The organism is Catellatospora sp. NPDC049111 (assembly GCF_040648615.1).
Taxonomy (GTDB): Bacteria; Actinomycetota; Actinomycetes; order Mycobacteriales; family Micromonosporaceae; genus Catellatospora; species Catellatospora aurea.
The window spans coordinates 314044-331911 of record NZ_JBEZEB010000007.1 but is presented as its reverse complement, the minus strand read 5'-3'; the positions used below and the strand labels follow the sequence as shown (position 1 = coordinate 331911).

Annotated in this window: 17 protein-coding genes; 7 read left to right on the top strand and 10 right to left on the bottom strand. The window is 70.8% G+C overall.

Features of this window, described 5'->3' with window-relative positions; genetic code table 11:
- Positions 1 to 182 precede the first annotated feature (182 nt).
- The 4 genes from AB0B66_RS14020 to AB0B66_RS14005 form a co-directional block, all read right to left on the bottom strand.
- Entirely contained in the window at positions 183 to 689 is a 507-nt protein-coding gene (locus tag AB0B66_RS14020; protein WP_360528166.1) for a hypothetical protein, read from the bottom strand.
- A complete protein-coding gene (locus AB0B66_RS14015; protein WP_360528163.1) occupies positions 686 to 1000 on the bottom strand; it encodes a hypothetical protein in 315 nt (104 codons plus the stop codon). Before AB0B66_RS14015 ends, AB0B66_RS14020 begins: the two co-directional genes overlap by 4 nt.
- Positions 997 to 2100 carry a hypothetical protein gene (locus AB0B66_RS14010; protein ID WP_360528161.1) on the bottom strand — a complete coding sequence of 368 codons (1104 nt, stop codon included), beginning with the start codon at positions 2098 to 2100 and terminating at the stop codon, positions 997 to 999. The genes AB0B66_RS14015 and AB0B66_RS14010 overlap by 4 nt, the downstream gene beginning before the upstream one ends.
- A 207-nt stretch (positions 2101 to 2307) precedes the next feature.
- Entirely contained in the window at positions 2308 to 4353 is a 2046-nt protein-coding gene (locus tag AB0B66_RS14005; protein ID WP_360528158.1) for a hypothetical protein, read from the bottom strand.
- A 145-nt stretch (positions 4354 to 4498) separates the two neighbouring features.
- Here AB0B66_RS14005 and AB0B66_RS14000 point away from each other — a divergent pair, with 145 nt between their 5' ends.
- Entirely contained in the window at positions 4499 to 5005 is a 507-nt protein-coding gene (locus AB0B66_RS14000; RefSeq protein WP_360528155.1) for a hypothetical protein, read from the top strand.
- Positions 5006 to 5028: 23 nt separating this feature from the next.
- Here AB0B66_RS14000 and AB0B66_RS13995 read toward each other — a convergent pair whose 3' ends face one another.
- Positions 5029 to 5319: a hypothetical protein gene (locus AB0B66_RS13995; protein WP_360528153.1), complete on the bottom strand. Its 291-nt coding sequence runs from the start codon at positions 5317 to 5319 to the stop codon at positions 5029 to 5031.
- Positions 5320 to 5522: 203 nt separating this feature from the next.
- Here AB0B66_RS13995 and AB0B66_RS13990 point away from each other — a divergent pair, with 203 nt between their 5' ends.
- From AB0B66_RS13990 to AB0B66_RS13980, 3 genes are all read left to right on the top strand, one after another.
- Positions 5523 to 5867: a PadR family transcriptional regulator gene (locus tag AB0B66_RS13990; protein ID WP_360528150.1), complete on the top strand. Its 345-nt coding sequence runs from the start codon at positions 5523 to 5525 to the stop codon at positions 5865 to 5867.
- A gap of 1 nt (position 5868) precedes the next feature.
- On the top strand, positions 5869 to 6831 hold the full coding sequence (locus AB0B66_RS13985; protein WP_360528147.1) for a hypothetical protein: 963 nt from the start codon (positions 5869 to 5871) through the stop codon (positions 6829 to 6831).
- Positions 6832 to 7040: 209 nt separating this feature from the next.
- On the top strand, positions 7041 to 8261 hold the full coding sequence (locus AB0B66_RS13980; RefSeq protein WP_360528145.1) for a transposase: 1221 nt from the start codon (positions 7041 to 7043) through the stop codon (positions 8259 to 8261).
- A gap of 60 nt (positions 8262 to 8321) precedes the next feature.
- On the opposite strand, the gene AB0B66_RS13975 is transcribed toward AB0B66_RS13980, so the two are convergent.
- The 3 genes from AB0B66_RS13975 to AB0B66_RS13965 form a co-directional block, all read right to left on the bottom strand.
- On the bottom strand, positions 8322 to 8930 hold the full coding sequence (locus AB0B66_RS13975; RefSeq protein WP_360528142.1) for a hypothetical protein: 609 nt from the start codon (positions 8928 to 8930) through the stop codon (positions 8322 to 8324).
- A gap of 132 nt (positions 8931 to 9062) precedes the next feature.
- Positions 9063 to 10496: a serine/threonine-protein kinase gene (locus tag AB0B66_RS13970; protein ID WP_360528139.1), complete on the bottom strand. Its 1434-nt coding sequence runs from the start codon at positions 10494 to 10496 to the stop codon at positions 9063 to 9065.
- 136 nt (positions 10497 to 10632) lie between these two features.
- Entirely contained in the window at positions 10633 to 11907 is a 1275-nt protein-coding gene (locus AB0B66_RS13965) for a pectate lyase (protein ID WP_360528136.1), read from the bottom strand.
- Between the two features lie 366 nt (positions 11908 to 12273).
- On the opposite strand from AB0B66_RS13965, the gene AB0B66_RS13960 reads away from it, so the two are divergent.
- A complete protein-coding gene (locus AB0B66_RS13960; RefSeq protein ID WP_360528133.1) occupies positions 12274 to 13062 on the top strand; it encodes a hypothetical protein in 789 nt (262 codons plus the stop codon).
- Positions 13063 to 13083: 21 nt separating this feature from the next.
- Here AB0B66_RS13960 and AB0B66_RS13955 read toward each other — a convergent pair whose 3' ends face one another.
- Positions 13084 to 14304: an MFS transporter gene (locus AB0B66_RS13955; protein ID WP_360528131.1), complete on the bottom strand. Its 1221-nt coding sequence runs from the start codon at positions 14302 to 14304 to the stop codon at positions 13084 to 13086.
- 120 nt (positions 14305 to 14424) lie between these two features.
- Here AB0B66_RS13955 and AB0B66_RS13950 point away from each other — a divergent pair, with 120 nt between their 5' ends.
- On the top strand, positions 14425 to 15582 hold the full coding sequence (locus tag AB0B66_RS13950) for an ROK family protein (protein WP_360528128.1): 1158 nt from the start codon (positions 14425 to 14427) through the stop codon (positions 15580 to 15582).
- Between the two features lie 46 nt (positions 15583 to 15628).
- Entirely contained in the window at positions 15629 to 15985 is a 357-nt protein-coding gene (locus tag AB0B66_RS13945) for a DoxX family protein (protein ID WP_360528125.1), read from the top strand.
- 108 nt (positions 15986 to 16093) lie between these two features.
- Here AB0B66_RS13945 and AB0B66_RS13940 read toward each other — a convergent pair whose 3' ends face one another.
- Positions 16094 to 17719, bottom strand: a complete 1626-nt coding sequence (locus tag AB0B66_RS13940) for a carbohydrate-binding domain-containing protein (RefSeq protein WP_360528122.1) — start codon at positions 17717 to 17719, stop codon at positions 16094 to 16096.
- Positions 17720 to 17868: the final 149 nt, after the last annotated feature.

Below are 17868 nucleotides of genomic sequence, written 5' to 3'. Positions count from 1 at the left end.
ACCCGACGCCACATCGAGGACCGGCTCACCTCCTACGGATACCAGCGGCCACGAGCACTTCGCACCAGCTACCACCGGGCCCGCCCATCGACTCGTCATCAACAAAGTCGACTCCGTCGGGAGCCTGTCCATGCTCACCGGGGTGTACGAGGTCCTGGAGGCGGCGGGCCTCGCCATGGTCGTCACCTGCCCGTCCGCTGCCACCCGCCACGCAGGCGTTCGAACAGCAGGCGTCCGAGTGTCCCGAGGAAGGCAAGGAACAGCAGGCAGCCGACCACCACCAGCACCCAAGCGAACCGGGCCGGGTAGGTGATGATCCTCGCCGCGCCGTCGGTCACGACGACCGGCTGTTCGCACACGATGCTCGCATCCGCCGCTGTCGTCAGGTCGAGCCCGGAGACACCCGCCCACGCCCCCGTGTCGCGGGACATGTCGACGGACGTCGTCGTCGCACCGTCGGTCAGCTCACAGGTCGTGCCGGACGCCTCGCTGTGCAGGAAGACCGTTCCCTCGCTCCACGCGTACGGCGTGCCCGCGGCCAGGTCGGTGCCCGCCCGCCGGGCGAGGGCCGTCAGCGCGCACGAGGCGATGAACACGACCACGAACATGACGAACAGACGGGTCGCCCGCCTGCTCAGCCTGTCGGCGATGAGCCGGTCAGGCAGCAGACCACCGGCACCGTCGGTCATCGCGAGCCGTCCTGTTCGATGGCCGCGCGGACGGCCCTGCCGTAGTCGAACCTCTTCGCCCTCTCCAGGTTCGCCAGCAGGAACGGAGCGTACGCCGACGAGGCGGCCAGCTCCCGTGCGGTCACCGTGCCGTCTTGGAGCTGCCGACCGATCTCGCGGGCCGTCGGATCCGTGCTGCGGGCCAGCGCCTCGGCCGTGAACCGCCTGCGGTGCCGCGGGTCGCTCACCTGCTCGGCGACCCGGGTTGCCAGGTAGCGGGCGACGATCTCCCGGCGGGCTTCGACGTCGTGCGGGCGGTCGTCGGCGGTCATCGCTGCGCTCCTTGAACTGCTGCCGGCACGGCGGGTATCCGTTCGGTAATCCGCTCCGGCAGCACGCCTGCGATCTTGACGTTCGAGCCGTACCTGTCGACGATGACCTCGACCTTCTGCATCGTGCTGATCAGGTCGTTCATGCGTTTTATCGCCTGGATGACGTCAGCGATCGCCAGCGCGCCGAACACCACCGGGCCGACACCGGTCTCCGCGGTCGCGACGCCCAGCACGGCGAAGGTGGCGGCGTCGATGACGTCCAGCAGCAGCAGCTCGCAGATCTCTTCGAGTTCCTTGACCTCTTCGCAGACGTCGCGGTAAGCGTCGCGGCACACGCCCAGCGGCTGGTCGGCGAGCTCCAGCGCCCTGCCGAGGTCGCGCAGCTGCAGCCAGGCCGCGTCGGCGGCATTGCCCTGCCAGCACGCGTTGACGCGGATCTCGGCCCACTGCGTGTTGGCCGCCAGATCGGCCGTCGCCCTGCGCAGGTTCTCCAGCGCGTCGCTGCACGCCCGCATACCCGACCAGTTGCCGACCAGATAATTCGAGATCATGTCGAGCGGATCGTAGACCCGGTCGGCCACGCCGAGCTGGACGGCGATCCAGTTCGCGCCCATGACCACGTCCCGGCAGATGCCGGCGGGGCTGACGAGGTCGCTCCACTCGGGTTCGTGCGGCCACTGCGGCAGGTAGTCGGGCACCGGCGCGAGGCGATCGGCCGGTTCCAGCAGCTCCGGCTGGGACGCCTGCACTACCTCGAGCCGCAGCGCCGGGTACCGGCCGGCGGTGTGGTCGTAGGTCATCGCGGGCAGTTGCGCGTCCAGCCCAGCCGCGGTCGCCAGATCCGTCTCGTGGTACATCACCAGCGACTCGCGCACCGAGCGCGCCAGACGGCCCGCTCGCCCGGAGACGGCCTCATAGAAGGACGCCACGTCCTCCCGTGCCTGTGCGTGATCACCGCGTACGCGGTTGAGGACACCCGGGCCCCAGACGAAGTCGAAGGCCTGCTTGGCGTAGTCGCAGCACCGGCGGGCGTCCTCGGCGAGCCGGTCCAGCATCTCGGGCACCTCGTACAGCGCCTTCATGTCGACAGCGAACGTCACGACGGCCTCCCCCAGGCATGGACGACCGTGAGCGTACAGAAGGTCGCCAAGGGTGTCGATCGCATGCCGCGGCGCAGATGCGATCGTCGGACGACGTGCCACTCTTCGGCCGGCGGCAGCCTCCACTCGTCCGGCGACGACCGTCCACATGGCATGGAAAATGAGTTCGACAACGGTCGCGCGTGCCCGATCCCTTGCGGGTCGATGTCAACCGGCCACCGCCGTCAGCGCTGCCCGGCAGGCACGGAGGAGGCGTTCGTCGTCGACGACCTGGGCCGAGCTGTAGCCGCCGTCGACGGCGTTGTGCCTGCGCACTCGGCTCAGTTCGGCTTCAATCAGCGGCCTGGCCGAGGCGGCGGCCAGGCCCATGTCCCACCACACCTGCGCGATCGCGGTACGGGTGTGCGGGTTGGCGTCCCAGACACCTTCGAGCACCGGCGTGACGGTCGAGGTCTCGCCCGCGACCTGCCACAGAGCCCGTGCCGCACCCAGCCGGAGCCAGCCGTGAGGGTCCTTGCGACGCAGGAGCTTGCGGAGCTGCCCGGCATACGAGGCTGCCTGAGGCCCCAACCGGCCGAGACCGTCCACGGCGGCGCGCTGCTCGTACACGTCCCCCGTGAGGAACCGGTCGTAGACGGCCAACGCCCCTGCGGTATCACCACCGACGGCGTACAGCGCTTCGGCAGCCGCGGCGGCCACCAGCCTGTCGGAGGCGACGACCTGCTCGCGCAGGCAGGGCATGGCCGCAGCCGCGGCCGGACCGATGGCGGTGAAGGCCCTGACCACTGCCAAGCTCGCGGGCAACTTCATCAGGTCAGGGACCGCGTCACCGGCAGCCGGGCCCACAGCGGCGAGCGCGTACACGAGGTCGTCACGCCGCTCGTCGTCGCGCAGCTTGCGAAGCCGCCGCCGGACGACCGGCACGAGAAGGGCGGCCTGATCGCCGTATCCGGCGATGAGCTGCCCGACCTCGCGTGGCAGCTGACCGTGTTCGAGCACCCACTGCAGCATCGGCAAGGCCCGCAGGTCACCGGTGCCGGCCAGCGCCTTCAGCGCCGGTCCCACGGTCGGCGGACCCTGCGCCCATTCCACGAGCCACGGCAGCTGGTCGGTCCTGCGCGAATGGCGGGCCACGCGTTGCGACTGGGACAGGCCCGCGAACAGCGGGTCCGCGGCGGGGCGCGCCAGCTCGCCCAGATTCTCCAGAACCTGCGTGGCGCGGGGCCGCAAGCCAGCGTGGTCGCCGTACAGAAGGTCACCGATCAGGGCGACGAGCTGCTCGTACGGCCCACGCCATCCGTCGATGAGGTTGCCCGCCGGGAACACGGCGTCGATGCGGCGCTCCCAGTCCGACGAGGCCAGCAGCGTCGACAGCAGGGCGATGCGGTCATCCACCCGGTCGGCCAGACTGTTGCTGATCGCGCGCACCAGCTGGTCTGCCTGTGGTGCGCGGCGTCCGGCAGCCGAGGCCTCGCGCAGGCGCCGTACCGATCCGATGAGGGTGCCGGTCGTGAATCCGGCCGGATCGGCGACCGGCGTTTCCTGCGTGTACGCGGCGTCGAGCAGTTCCAGCGCCGTCCGCACCCGCACCGGCGGCACACCGGGCTGCGCGGGAAGCCGCGCCGATGCGGCAAGCGCGGTGATCCGCACCTGCACGTCCTCGTCGCGGGCGAGCAGGTCGGCGATCCACACGCCGGTCGCCTGCGTGGCGGTGCCCCGTTTCGCGAGTTCGGCCGCGGCTTCGACGATCGCCACCCGTACCCGCTGGTCTTCTTCCGTCGCGAACCGGTCCCGCAACAGATCGACGCAGTCCGTCGCCTGCTCGGCGCAGACCGGCAGCACCGCGGGCACGGCGGCGCGGACCTGCGGATCCGGGTCGTGGGCCAGCGCCGACCACAGTGGATAGCCGGCCGCGACGGCTTGCCTGGCCCGCCGGTACAGGCCGGTCCGCGGTTCGGGATCGTCCGCGCCACCGATGCTCGCCAGCAGTCCGACCACCTCGGCCCGGCCCGGCCTGCCGACGTCCGCGGCGATGCGCAGCAGGAACGGGATCACCTCGATGGTGCAGGCGTACACGTCGCCCTGGTGGTGGATGCCGCCGTACATCGCGTCGAGTGCGGTCTCCCGCACCGCAGGGTCGGCGTCGGCCAGGCCGCGCAGCAGCTCGGGCACCTCCACCGCCGGACCGTACGCGTGCCGCATCCGGCTCCAGCGGACCTCGTCGACCCCGGCGAGCAGTTCACCCACGTCCATCACGCGAGGATCATGCCGAACACCACCGACATTCGTCCGGCATCTCACCGGTCTCTCGGGCCGCGTCCTGCCGTCACGGAGCCACGAACCGGGCCACAGCCGGTAATCCGTTGACTCCCTTGCTGCTCCGAGGCACCGTTGCCCGATGCGGGTGGGTTGGCGACTGCAGCACCACGGCTGGGCCGTGTGTGCCCTGCGTGACGATGCCGCGTACGGTGAAGCACTGGTCTCCTACGTGACGGATGGACCTGAGGAGTTCCTGACCGCGGTGGCTCGCATCGTTCTCGGCCAGACGCACAGCCGGGTCCAGTTCGAGGCCGAGCCGGCGGCGTACCGGCTGAATTTCCAGCGCGACCGGTCCGAGGTCGACATTCGTCTCAGCCACGTCCGCACCCGTGACCTGCCAGACGAGGCAGGCACGACCGTATGGACCAGCCGTCAGCCGCTCACGGTCCTGGCCCGCGCCGTGATCCGGGCCTTCGACGCGGTGGACGCCGAGCACGGCGAGGCCGGCTACCTGTCCGCATGGGGGCGGCCGTTTCCTCGCACCGAACTGTCCGCCCTCCGTTCGGCGTGGCACGGCATACGGCGTCAGCCGGCTGCGGACCGCTCCGGTGCTGTAGGCGCGGCGAAACTCTTCACCGCATCCTGAGTTGCCGGTTGGCGGCTGAGGCGTCAGCGGCTCGCGAACCAGATCGTCAGCTCTCTGGCGATCTTGTCGCGGTCCGTCTCGACGGTCAGTTCGTGGAACCGCCGCTCGAGGTGTTTGCGTTCGACCTCGTAGCGGCCGTCGTCCAGCAACGAAACCGACGCGTACCAGGCGGGATCCTCGCCGGGCGGCTCGACGATGACAAACGTGTTGTCGGTCGTGTCGAGGTCCTCGATCAGCATGTAGAGGGCGTCCTCGGACGGGTCGTCGATGTGGTCGCCGTTCTCGGTGTCTGCGTGGTAGTACCCGGCTGCCATCACTGTCCCCCGTCGCCGCTGGATTCCGGATGCTGACGGCAGCCAGTATCCGGTACGCCGATTCCAGGAACTCACCGGCTTCGACCTTGATCTCACCGAGGACCCGGTGATCGTGTGGTGGCTGCTGAACCGCCGCACCCGACCGGCCGGCTCCGCCGGACGTTCCGTTGCCTTACTGTGCGGCGCTATGTACTGTAGCTCGCATGGTAGATGGCCCCGTCGGGCAGTTGCCGAAGCTGGAACAGGACCTGCGCAAAGGCGTGCTTGTCCTGGCAGTGCTGTCGCAACTGCGAACCCAGCAGTACGGCTACTCGCTACGCCAGGCACTGGCCGAACGCGGCATGCCGATCGAAGAGGGCACCCTCTACCCGCTCCTGCGGCGCCTGGAAAGCCAGGGACTGCTCGCCTCCGTGTGGCAGGCCGACGACGGCCCCCCGCGCCGCTACTACACGCTCAGCGCACACGGCGCCGAGATCTACCGCGAGCTGACCGGGGCCTGGCGGTCGCTGACGTCGGTCATGGACCTCCTAGTGGACGAGAAAGGCTGACATGGACCCCAAGGCCGTCATCGAGACATACGTCGGCGACGTCGTGCGCCACCTTCCGCGCCGCCAACGCCACGACGTGGGCTTCGAGCTCCGCTCCCTGCTGAACGAGGACCTCGACGGGCGCGCAGCCGACAGCGGCCGGCCCGCCGACACGGCCATGGCGCTGGAGATGCTCACCGCGTTCGGCCACCCGCAGGAGGTCGCCGACCGCTACCGGCCCGCCGGCTTCACCGTCATCCGCCCCGCCGACGCGCCGCGGTTCGCCCGGCTCGCACTGGGCGGCCTGGCCCTGCAATGGGCGATCACACTGCCCGCGGCCCTCACCGGCCCGGTCCGGGCCGACGGCTGGATCTACGCCGGCACCTGGTGGGGGCGGTTGACCACCTGGTGGCTCAGCTGGGGACTGGGCTCGTTCTGGTGGCCCGGCTTCCTGATCACCCTCACGCTGATCAGCGCCGCGCTCGGCCGGCACCGCACCGAGGCCAAGCCGTGGACACCACGGCGCACCGTGGACCGCGACCACGCCAGCCGACCGGCGATCGTGCTCGGGCTCGCCGCCGGCGCGGCCGGCGCCACCCTCATGATCGCGCTGCCCTGGCTCGCCGTCTGGGCCCCCGGCCTGCCGCAGCCGCTGCTCGACGCGTTCACCTTCGATCAGCAGTTCCTGCTCCAGCGGGCAGCGTGGGTGCTGCCGATGTGGGCCGCGGGCTTCGGCGTGCTCATGGCCGTGCTGATCGCCGGACGCTGGAACAGGCGCACTCGCCGCATCAGCCTGTTCCTGAATCTGGGCTGGCTCGTACTGCTGAGCTGGTGGCTCGCGGCCGGACCCGTCTTCGTCGCCGAGGCCGCCGACGGCGCCGCGAAGTTCGGGCTCCTACTGGTCGTCGTGTTCGTCATCGTCGACATCGCCGTCACCCTGCGCCGCACCTCCGCCGCGATACGACCGCCCGTCGTGCAGGCCTGACGGATCAGCCGGCCGGCAAGGCGCAGCACCGTCAGCGCGTTGCCGGACTGGCGGCTCGGCCGGACGGATCTGGTCACCAGATCCTCCGGAGGATGCGCCGGCCTCATGCCGGGGCGGATTCCGGACTCGCGCGTGGTGGGACGAGAGCAGCCGATGCGCGTCGGGCGGACTGGCTGTTGTTGTCGTACCACGCCACTACAGTGGCCGCCGTGAGCACGCAGCCGAGCCAGGGCACCGGGCACGCCCGGTACACCTATCGGCTGCGCGTGTCGTCCACCGCCGAGAAGCTGCTCAGCAGCGAGTGGGACCGCTGTCGGTGGATCGGGAATGAATGCGTCGCCAAATCCCAGGCCGTCCACGCCCACAACCGGGAGCATCCCGAAGACAAGCTGACCTGCGGCCCGGCGCAGCTGGACAAGATGCTGACCGAGGCCCGCAGGACCACGCCCTGGCTCGTGCAGGGCTCGTCGGTCGCGCAGCAGCAGGTCATCCGCGATTTCGGCAGATCGCGTGCGAAGGCGTTCAAGGACATCGAGGCCCGGCTGCCGATGGCACGCCGGGCAGGGATGCCGAAGTGGAAGAAGAAGCGTGAGGCCCGCCCTTCCCTGAACTACACCCGGCGTGGTTTCCGGCTCAAGGACGGCCGTCTGCACCTGGCCGGGAACATCGTCCTGACGCCTGTGTGGTCGAGGCAACTGCCGGCCGACCCGTCCTCGGTGCGTGTCTACCAGGACGGCATCGGGCACTGGTACGCCAGCTTCGTCGTCGGCACGCGGGCCGAACCGCTGCCCGCCACCGGCTGTGTGATCGGCGTGGACTGGGGTGTGAAGGAGATCGCGACCACCACCTCCGACGCCCACGACCTGCCCCACCCGCAGCACGGCCGCAATGCGCAGGCGAGACTGACCCGGTACCAGCGGATGATGGCCCGGCGTAAGCCGCCCAAGGGCAAGCCCGCGAGTAAGGGTTACCGGGCTGCGAAGCGGCTGGCGGCGAAGCTGCACAAGAAGCTCGCCCGGCAGCGGCAGGACACCGGCCGCAAGTGGGCGAAGACCGTGGTCCGCGACCATGACCGCATCGCGGTGGAGGACTTCCGGCCGAAGTTCCTCGCCAAGACCACCATGGCCCGCAAGGCCGCTGACGCCGCCATCGGCGCCACCAAGGCCGCACTGGTCGAGATGGCCCGCAAGCACGGCCGCGATGTCCGGCCCGTACATCCCGCGTACACCACGATGGACTGCGCGCACTGCATGACGAGAGCCAAGCATGCACTGCCGCTGGGTGAGCGCACCTACACCTGTACCACGTGCGGAGCCGTGTCCCCGCGGGACAAGAACTCCGCCCGCGTGATGCTTGTCAGGGCTGGTCTGTGCCCTGCTGGCGCTGAGGGCGCAAGACCACCCGAGCCGTCGGCTCCAGTGGCTGCCTGAGCCAGAAATCCCCACAGCCTGAAGACGGGAAGATTCCCCCGCCTTCAGGCGGGGGAGCAGTCAATTGATCTGGTTCGAGTGGTCCACGGTGCACTTGTTGAGCCGCTGGATCGGGTCGTTCGGCGCAGCCACGGCGGTGAACACCGTCGCGACGCACACCTCGTCGATCCCGCGCAGGAACAGCCCGTCGAACCCCTGCTGCTGGGCCCACGGGGCCACCACGTTCGACTTGTTGGGCTTGGTCGAGCGGCGCAACTCCTCGGCCAGCGACTGGTGCTGGGCCCCGCTGAGGCTGGGGATCCGCTGGGCCAGGTTCTGCGGGTCGATGGTTTCGATGGAGGTCACGGGCAGGAGGTTCTTGCCGGTCAGGTCCACCTTGAACACGAACTCGCCGTAGGCGGCCGCCCGGCACTGGCAGAAGGCGAAGTAGTTGCCCTGGCCGTAGCTCTTGCCGTAGCCGCCGGGTGCCGCCGGGTTGAAGCGGCGGTCGGCGGCGATCTGTGCGGCGGCGCCGGCGTCGGTGCCGTGGAACCAGGCGATGTCCTCCCAGGGCCGCCGCGGGCCCGGGAACACCTGGTCGCCGAACGGGTTGGTGTTCGGGACGATGAATTGGATGTCGCAACTCGGCACGTTGACGACGACGACGTTGACGAGTGGGTTGGGCAGCATCACGGCCTCCGGTCTCGGGTGGATGTGCCGTGACCGTAGCCAGTGCCGACGCGGCCGGTCGAGGCAAACGTCCTGTTCTCGGCACTGTGTATCAGGACGGCGTCGGCCTCCTCGTGTCGTCTCCCGTGACGGTCAGCCGGGCTGGAACACCGATTTCGTGGTCTCGCCGTCCACGCTTGGACTGGCCAGGCAGTACAGCAGCCAGGTGTCCTGGTCGATCTGGACCGGCCAGGCCTGGCGCAGCCAGTTCGCGGTCGTGGCGCCGGGCCTGGTTCGCTGCGCCACGGCCTGCGCGGAGCAGAAGGCGACGACATCAGCCCGGTTCGCGAACTCCTCGGGCTCGAGGAACTCGGCCCCGGCCGGCAGAGTCCCCACGATGAACGTCTCCCAGTAGTGCGGCTGATCGCAGGTGATCCGCCTCGGCCGGTGCATCGTGCTGCCGATCGTGGTCAGGCCTCCCCAGCACTCGGGCGTCGGCGGGCAGGCGGCCGTGCCGCAGGCCACATACCCGGCGGGGACCCGCTGATCGGTGGTGGGCCCGGTCGGCCCCGTCCACTCCGGCGACGCGTCGTCCCGGCCCCACACCGCCCAACCGGCGAGGCCGCCGCCCGCGAGCACGACGAGCGCTACCGCCGCCGCGACGAGAGTCGGGATCCGGCGGCGCGCGGAGATCGTGCCGGATGCGCGGCCCGGACCCGTGCCCGTGGCCCGTAGCGGGGCCCGTAGCGGGGCCGACGCCTCGGGCGCTGCGCCGTCCAGCACGCCGAGGGCGGCCTCCGCCAGTGCGGCGGCCGACGGCCAGCGCAGCTCTGGATCGACCGCGAGTGCCCGGTCGACCAGGGCGGCCACGGGCGCGGGGACATCGTCGCCCAGCGGTGGCGGTGGCTGCCCGACCCGCTGCATGGCGACCGCGAACGGGTTGTCGCCGGTGAACGGTCGGTGTCCCGCCAGGCACTCGTAGGCCACGACGCCCAGCGCGTAGACGTCGCTGCGGGCATCGGCCGGTCGGCCGAGCACCTGTTCCGGAGCCAGATAGGACGGTGTGCCCAGGATGCCGCCCGGCGTGGTCAGCGAGGTGTGCTCCTGCGCGCGGGCGATGCCGAAGTCCGTCAGCACGACGGTGCCGTCGAGGCGTACCAGCAGGTTGCCGGGTTTGACGTCGCGGTGCACGATGCCCTGGTCGTGGACGGCCTGCAGCGCCTCGGCGGTCTGCGCGAGCATGGCCAGGGTGGACTCGGCGGTCAGCCGGCCGTGCCGGGCGAGTGTCTGCGACAGCGACTCGCCCGCGACGTGCTCCATCACCAGGTACGCGCCATCGGCGTCGCCGTGGTAGTCGTGGATGGTGACCACGCCGCGGTGGCGCACACCGGCCATCGCGCGTGCCTCGGCGAGGAACCGGCGGACGAACCCGGGATCGTCGAGCAGGGCGGGCAGCACGGTCTTCACCGCGACGACCCGGCCGAGCACCGTGTCGGTAGCCCGCCACACCTCCCCCATGCCGCCCGCGCCGATCCGCTCGTCCAGGCGGTAGCGGCCGCCGCCGAGGAGCGCTCCGGGACTGTGCATGGCCTGCCTCGCTTTTCGCCGTGATCGGGTCGCCGGCCGACGATAGCGCCGGGCTCCGACGCCGCGGCACGCGCAGGCGGCGTCCACCGGTCGGCGGACGCCGCCTGTCTCAGGGCTCGGTCAGGCCGGTGCCGGCCTACCGGTAGGTGATGTCGCTCTCCTTGACCTTGCAGTTGCTGTCGTTCCAGCCTTCGCCCAGGTAGGACGGCTCGCTGCCCTTGGGCACGCCCTTGTACTTGCCGCACACGGTCGCGCTGGAGCTGTTGATCAGGGTGACCCGGGTGATGGTCGCGATGTCACCCCAGTTGCTGTTGATGCCGGCGACCATGTCGATGTCGTCCAGGATCACATTATCGATCTTGACGTTGCGCTGGTACGAGCTGGAGCAGTTGCCACAGGCCCGGTACAGCTTGCCGGCGGACTTCAGATAGAAGTTGCTGATGCTCACGGTGCCGTTGCCGTTGTGCTGGAACACCTTGTCACTGCCGGAGCGTGCACCGCCGCCGATGACGTACGACGTGCCGCCGCCGGTGCCCTTGAACGTGGCGGCGTCCTCACCGATGTCGTTCCACCACACGTTGCGCAGCGTGCAGGTGCCCTCGCAGTGCACGCCGTCGCCGGCGGGCGAGCCGAGAATGACGTTCTGCAGTGTGGCACCGTTGGCCAGCTTGAACATCGGGTCCTGGCTCTCGCCCTGGCCGCCGTCGCCGATGCAGCAGTATGTCTTCATGCCGCCGTCGAAGGTGCCGGAGACGCTGATGGTGCCCGAGATGCTGACCGACCCGGCCGAGGACGGCCACGTGGTGCTCGGACCGCCGCTGCCACCGGTCGGGCTGGGGGCGGGCGTCGGGTTGCCTCCGCTGCCCACCTTGACGAGCCGGAACTGCTGGTTCGTGCCGTTGAGGTCCTGGTACTGCGAGATCCGGGCCCCGTCAGCCGACGACCATTCCCACACGTCGAGCGACTTGCCGCTGTTGCGGTTCTTGAACCGGACCACGTTGTTGCCGTTGTCCAGCAGGGAGAACTGCTGGTAGTAGGCGGTGCTGCCGGCGCCGGAGGCCATCTGGACGGTCGCGCCGTCGGCGGTGCTGCTGCCCGCGATCTCGATGACCTTGCCGCTCGCCTTCGACTTGAGGCGGTAGTAGCCGCTGCCCATGTCGAGGAACTGGAACTGCTGGTTGGACGCCGAGCCGTCCGACGTGCGCTGCACGACGGCGCCGCCGCTGCCTTCGATCGCCTTGCCGCTGAACACGTTGACCAGCTGGTAGTAAGCGCTGGTGTCGATGGTGGCGGCCGAGGCCGGCATCATCGCGGCCAGTGCGACGCCGCCGACGACGGTCGCGACCGTGGCCATCGCGAGTGTCAGGCGTAGCCGCGGTCGCCGCTTCCGGGCCGTTGGGAATGTCTGCATGAGGCTCCTCCGTAGGGTCCGCCGATGATCCAATTCGGCGGCGAGGATGGGACGGTGCGTAATCGGGTAAGCGCTTACCAAGGCGTACCGTAGGGCATCAGCCCGAGCCAGTCAATAGGCGACTCTCGATTATGGGAGCGTTCCCGTAATCTGGCAGCTTCCAAACTCACCATTGTTGACAAGGCCAAACGTGCACCAGCAGGTAAAGAGCACGTCAGACGCGGAGCGGAGAGCGAGAGACGGAAGGACCCGATGACGGTTACTCTCCGTAGGTCCGAGATCGCTTCCGCCGGGGACGATGAGACGCGTCGGCCGGCGTGGCGGCGCACCCGGACGCAGGCGCGGCGCGGGCTACGCTCGGCGGTCATGACCGAGCGATCGCTCTTCGGCGTACGCCTGTGGCGGCTTCTGTCGGCACGACGGCCGGACGCTCTCAAAACGATCGAAGCGATGACGGCCGACCTGGCGCGGGCGGCCGCCGTGCCCGACGCCGACCTGGCGGCGATCCTCAAGGGCGCGGCCCCGAGCCCGGATCTCCTGCACCGACTGGTGCCCGCGCTGAACATCCACGTCGCCGACCTGTTCGTCATCGCCGGCCTGCCCGTGCCGCCCGAGCTGGCGTCGGCCTGGCCGACCAGCCCCTGGAACGTGGGCACGATCCTCAGGTACGCCATGGCGCTGAGCCCGGAGCGACGCAGCCGGCTGGACGAGGCGATCCGCTCGCTACCGGCCGAGCCCCGCACCGAGACCGCCCCCGACGACGGCTTCCCCGACCAGCCCGGCGCGCTGCTGATACGGCTGCTGAGGAACCGCAACATCCGCCCCAACGCGCGGCTCCTGGCCGAAGTCGGCGACGGGCCGTACGTGGCCGATTCCACCGTGGCGATGCTCGGACCGGGCAGGGTCGTGGTCACCCCGCGGTACGTGACCGCGTTCGCGCACCTGCTCGGGTACGCACCTGCGGACCTGGTGGCGCTCACCGGCGTCGGCCCGGTGCACGAGCAGGCAACAGCTCACCCGGCGAGCGCCGAACTCGCGGCACTGGCCTGGAACGCCCGGCGGCTCACCAGCGCCCAGCTCTCCAACCTGGTCCACCTGCTGGAGGACACCAGGCGGCTACGGCCGACCACCTCCTCATCGGACGATCGCGGCTAGGAGCGCCAGCCCATCGTCGGCTCACCTGGCCGCGGCGACCGGAGTCCTGACCTCGGCGGTCTCCGGGACCGCGCTGTTCGGCAGGCGGCGCATGGTGATCGGTCCGACCACGGCGATCGCCGCCGCCAGCGCGGCGGGGACCATCAGCGCGACCGTGAGGTCGGCGGCGTCGGCGATGTATCCGATCGCGGCCGGACCCAGCAGCATGCCGGTGGAACCGCTGATCGAGATCAGCGCGATGTCCGACGGCGAGCCCCCGGCTTGGCCCATGGCGCTGAACAGCACCGGAACGATCAGCGCGATCCCGCAACCGGCGAGCAGCCACCCGGCCCACGCCAGGCCGAGGCCGCCGACCGCGCCGGAGGCCAGGACGAGGGCGTAGCCGGCGGTGGCGAGGGTTCCGGCGCCAAGCATGGCGCGCCCGGGGCCGAGCCTGGCCCGGATCGGGTCGCCGAGCAGGCGGAACACCGTCATGGCGCAGGCGAACACCGTGTACGCCAGCGGCGCGAGCGCATCGTCGGCGTCCAGCACGCGGGCGGCGTGCAGGTTGGCCCAGTCGATGGCGCCGGACTCGATCAGGTGGCCGCCGAGACCCAGCACGAACATCGCCCCGAGCATGATCACGCCGAGGCGGCCGGCTCTGGCCGGGGCGGCGCTGTCGCCGTCGGCCCGGCCCGGGGGCGGTAGCAGTGGTCGGGTGAAGGCGGCGAACGCGGCGGTGCAGGCCAGCGCGGCGATCACCAGGATCGACTGGTTGCCGAGCCCGAGGGTGAGGCCGAGGGAGGTGAGCGCGCCCGCGGCGGCACCGCCGAGGCTCCAGAACCCATGGAAGGACGAGACGATGGGCCGCCGATAGTGGCGTTCGAGTTCGACGGAGTGGGCGTTGAGGCCGACCTCGACGAAACCGACGCCGATGCCGTAGAGCGCCGCGCAGACCAGCAGCGTCCGGTAGTCGGGGGCGAGCGCCGGTGCGATGAGGACCAGCTGGGTGGCGGGGCCGGTCCAGCGCAGCAGGCCGCGGGTCGTGATCCGATCGGCGATCTTCCCGGCGATGATCATGGAGGCCAGGCCGACGACCTGGATGAGCAGGAGCAGTGTGCCGAGGCGGGCCGCGCCGAGGCCGAGCCGGCGGTCGACGGAGGGCAGGGCGGCGGCCCAGGCACCCATGACGAACCCGGAGGTCGCGAAGGTGCCGAAGACGCCGCCGCGGGCTCGGCGCAGGGCGGTGGTGTCGGGGCTCATGGCCGTCCTAGCGGGGTCGATGATTTTGTACGCGACAAGAACTTAACAGCGCGAGCCGCCAAAGTCGAGATTTATGTCCTCGTCGTGAACATTTTCGGTCGGCAGGTGATAATGCCTGGCATGCCGCAGCTGCAGACCAGCGCCGACCTCCGCGTCCACAACCAGGCCCGGCTCCTGCGCGCCGTCCACGACGCCGACGAGCCACTCACCCGCGCCGGCGCCGCCCGACTGCTCGGCATCGGCCGCAACACCGCCGCCGCACTCGTCGGCGAACTCCAGGCGGCCGAACTCCTGCACGAGATCCCCGCCGAAGCCGCCGGCCGAGGCCGGCCGACCAGCCTGCTCCTGCCCCACCCGCACGGACCCGTCGCCTTCGCCGCCGACATCCGCGAAGACACCTGGACCCTGGCACAGCTCGAACTCGGCGGAAGACTGACCACGCTCGAAAACGGCGAACATGACCGCACCCCCGCGGTGTTCGACACACTCCGCGCGGCCACGCGCCGACACGCCACCGGTCAGCTCGCCTGCCTCGGCATCGCCATCGCCGGGCCGATCCGCGACCACCGCCACCTGCACATCTCCCACCTCGGCTGGGACGACGTGGATCTGCACGCCCACCTCGGCGACGACTGGCCGCCGACCGTCGTCGACAACGACGCCCGGCTCGCGGGCCTCGCCGAGGCCCGCCGGGGAGCGCTGCGCGCCACCGGGACCGCCCTGCACTTTCACCTCGACTTCGACATCGGCGGGACCCTGCTGCTGGGCGGGGACGCCCAGCGCGGCGCGCACAACGTGGCCGGCGAATTCGGACACATGCCGCTCACCGGCTCGGACCTGCGGTGCATGTGCGGCGTGCGCGGATGCTGGAGCCTCGACGTGGGAACCAACGCGCTGCTGCGCCGCTTCGGCAAAGAACCCGGCTACGGCGCCGGCCGGCAGCTCGGACGCGAGATCCTGGCCCGAGCCGAGGACGGCGACGCCGAGGCCGGCCGAGCCGTCGACGACAACGCCACGGCCCTGGGCCGCGGGCTCGGCGCGCTGGCCAACGCGCTCGACCCCGAGGCGATCACCCTGTCCGGGCTCGGCGTGGACCTGATCCGGCTACGGCGCGACCTCATCGAACAGGCCTGCGCCGAAGGGCTGATGGCGTTCCGGCGCGCCGCCCCGCCCCGGATCCTCGCGGCGACCGTCGGGGAGATCGGCCCGCTGCGCGGCGCGGCCGAGATCGCCTTCGACACGATCCTGCAACCCGAGTGGATCCGTGCCCGAATCTGAGACCCAGTCGGACAGTTCGGCCTCGGCCCCGCGTTAGCGTGTCGCCATGCTCGCTCATCCCGATCCGGTATGGCCGGTGGCAGTGCTGGCCCTCATTCAGCTCGTCGATGCGGCATGGTGCGTCAAGCCGGTGCGGTTCGTCGCCCAGTGCCTGGAGGGGGTCCGCTTCCCGCGGCGCTACTGGCGCCTGCTGACGCCGCTCAAGCTCGCCGCGGCGGCGGGACTGCTGGCGGGCCTGTGGGTGCCCTACCTCGCGGCGGTCACCAATGGCGCGCTGATCGCGTACTTCCTGGTCGCCATCGGCATGCACATCCGTGCGCGCGACTTCGGGCGCAACCTCTTCGTCAATGCTTCCGGCATGCTCGTGCTCAGCGCCGCTGTCTTCGCGTACGCCTTCGGCTGAGTCTGGGGGGCACCGCCGGCCGAGGCTCCGTTCCCACTGCCGGAGCAGCAAAAACGGAGCCTCAGGTCTACATCCGAGCACGTCCGGGTGAGCAGCGCGGGCGGCGGCTCACAGCCGCGACGGCCGCAGCTGCCCCGGCGTGATGTAGTCGATCCAGACCACGTACCCGTCGTCGAGCCGGAACGCGACCCGCGCCCCCGCGGGCACCCGCACCGGCACCGTCGCCGTGGCCGTGGCCCAGGCGGTCGCCGAACCCTGGTTGGGCAGCGCCACGGTCGTGGCCGCGACCCCGTCGACCAGCACCGTCAGCTTCACGTTGTCGGTCGTGGTCGCATACCGCACCGTGATCTCGCGGGCCGGGCGCAGGCCGTCGAACTCCAGCGCCGCCCCGTGGGCGTAGACCAGCGCGGTCCGCTCCCCCGACGCCGTCACGTCGGCGACCGCGATGCCGGTCGTGCCGCCTTGCGGCAGGTCGGCGTACTCGCCCTCGGACCGGCCCGCCGCCGAGAAGTCCGGCACCGCGAACGGCCGCGGCCGCCCCCGTTGCCCCGTCTCGAACAGCCCGCTGCGCAACTCACCGCGGAACCGTTGCAGGATCAGCGGATCGGCCTGCACGCGGCTGTCGCCCCAGTAGCCGTTGGGGCAGCTGCCCGGCACGCAGTTCCACATGCTCTGCGACGACCAGTGGGTGTTGATGTACGAGACACCCCGGATGATGTCCCGGTTGGCCCGGATGTAGTCGAAGAACGGCTGGTACCACCCGTCCCAGACTCCTTCGGCCCCGACCGGGACGACCGGGTGCGCGCCGCCGGTGGCCTCGTCCTTGAGGATGCAGCCCGCGGTGTGCTCACCGACCGCGCACGCCTGCGGGGCGGCCTCGGCGACGAAGACCGGCTTGCGGTGCCTGCGGGCGAAGGCCAGCAGCGAGTCCTGCACCGCGAGCGGCGCGGCGGCGACCCGGTCCAGTGCGCACTCCCACTGGTGCGCGGCATACCCGCTGCCGTAGAAGTGCGACATCCCGGCCCAGTCGACGTACTCGTCGCCCGGGTACCACAGGTCCCAGTGCCCGGCCGCGGTCGGCGCGTAGGGCGCCTGCTCGGCGTGCGGCCAGGCCGCCGTCTGCCACACCGTGGCGATGCGGTCGGCGCGTGGCCGGTCGATGCGCCCGGCGATGTACCGGAACGCGTCCTTGTACAACTGCGGCTCGTAAGCGTTCCACGTCCCGTCGAACTCGTAGCCGATCCGCAGGAACACCGGCCTGCCGGTGCGGTCCAGATAGGTCAGGAACTCGTCGAGCCAGCGGCGGTGACGGGCGGTGCTCGCCTCGTCGGCTACGCCGGCGTACGCCCGCAGCGGCGACTGCGCCGCCGGGTCGGACAGGAACAGCCCCACGGCCAGGCCACCGCCGTACTCGGCGAGGGTGGCCGGGAAGTCGTTCTCGCCCGCCCCATAGTCGGTCGGCTGGAACATGCCGCTCATCGGCGCGCCGACGAGGTTGGTGTAGAGCGTCACGCCCGCCGGGCGGGGGAAGCCCGGGTCGGCGTCCAGCACGTCGGTGGCGAAGTCCGCCAGCGTCGTGCTGTCCTGGCCCAGGTAGAACAGCACCTTGCCGTTCGCGGGCAGGTTGCGTGCGGTGAGCCGGCCGTCCGGCCGGGCCGCGGCCGGGGACGCCCCCGGCAGGAATACAGCAGCCGCCAGCAGGACGGCGGCGATAAGGCGCGGAGTTCTGCGCACCATGTGCTCCCGAAATTCGCAGTGCAGACACCGGAGCCACGGCGGCCGAGACCACACGTCGTCGACCGCCGCGGTACGGCGTTCATCTCACGGCCCGGGGCGGCGACCGGACAATCCTTTGCGCAACGCCGACCTGCCCGACCGCCTCT

Coding starts and splice junctions, on each gene's coding strand:
- AB0B66_RS14020 (WP_360528166.1), bottom strand. CDS start 689: ATGACCGACGGTGCCGGTGGTCTGCTGCCTGACCGGCTCATCGCCGAC.
- AB0B66_RS14015 (WP_360528163.1), bottom strand. CDS start 1,000: ATGACCGCCGACGACCGCCCGCACGACGTCGAAGCCCGCCGGGAGATC.
- AB0B66_RS14005 (WP_360528158.1), bottom strand. CDS start 4,353: ATGGACGTGGGTGAACTGCTCGCCGGGGTCGACGAGGTCCGCTGGAGC.
- AB0B66_RS14000 (WP_360528155.1), top strand. CDS start 4,499: ATGCGGGTGGGTTGGCGACTGCAGCACCACGGCTGGGCCGTGTGTGCC.
- AB0B66_RS13995 (WP_360528153.1), bottom strand. CDS start 5,319: ATGGCAGCCGGGTACTACCACGCAGACACCGAGAACGGCGACCACATC.
- AB0B66_RS13990 (WP_360528150.1), top strand. CDS start 5,523: ATGGTAGATGGCCCCGTCGGGCAGTTGCCGAAGCTGGAACAGGACCTG.
- AB0B66_RS13985 (WP_360528147.1), top strand. CDS start 5,869: ATGGACCCCAAGGCCGTCATCGAGACATACGTCGGCGACGTCGTGCGC.
- AB0B66_RS13975 (WP_360528142.1), bottom strand. CDS start 8,930: ATGCTGCCCAACCCACTCGTCAACGTCGTCGTCGTCAACGTGCCGAGT.
- AB0B66_RS13970 (WP_360528139.1), bottom strand. CDS start 10,496: ATGCACAGTCCCGGAGCGCTCCTCGGCGGCGGCCGCTACCGCCTGGAC.
- AB0B66_RS13965 (WP_360528136.1), bottom strand. CDS start 11,907: ATGCAGACATTCCCAACGGCCCGGAAGCGGCGACCGCGGCTACGCCTG.
- AB0B66_RS13960 (WP_360528133.1), top strand. CDS start 12,274: ATGACCGAGCGATCGCTCTTCGGCGTACGCCTGTGGCGGCTTCTGTCG.
- AB0B66_RS13955 (WP_360528131.1), bottom strand. CDS start 14,304: ATGAGCCCCGACACCACCGCCCTGCGCCGAGCCCGCGGCGGCGTCTTC.
- AB0B66_RS13950 (WP_360528128.1), top strand. CDS start 14,425: ATGCCGCAGCTGCAGACCAGCGCCGACCTCCGCGTCCACAACCAGGCC.
- AB0B66_RS13945 (WP_360528125.1), top strand. CDS start 15,629: ATGCTCGCTCATCCCGATCCGGTATGGCCGGTGGCAGTGCTGGCCCTC.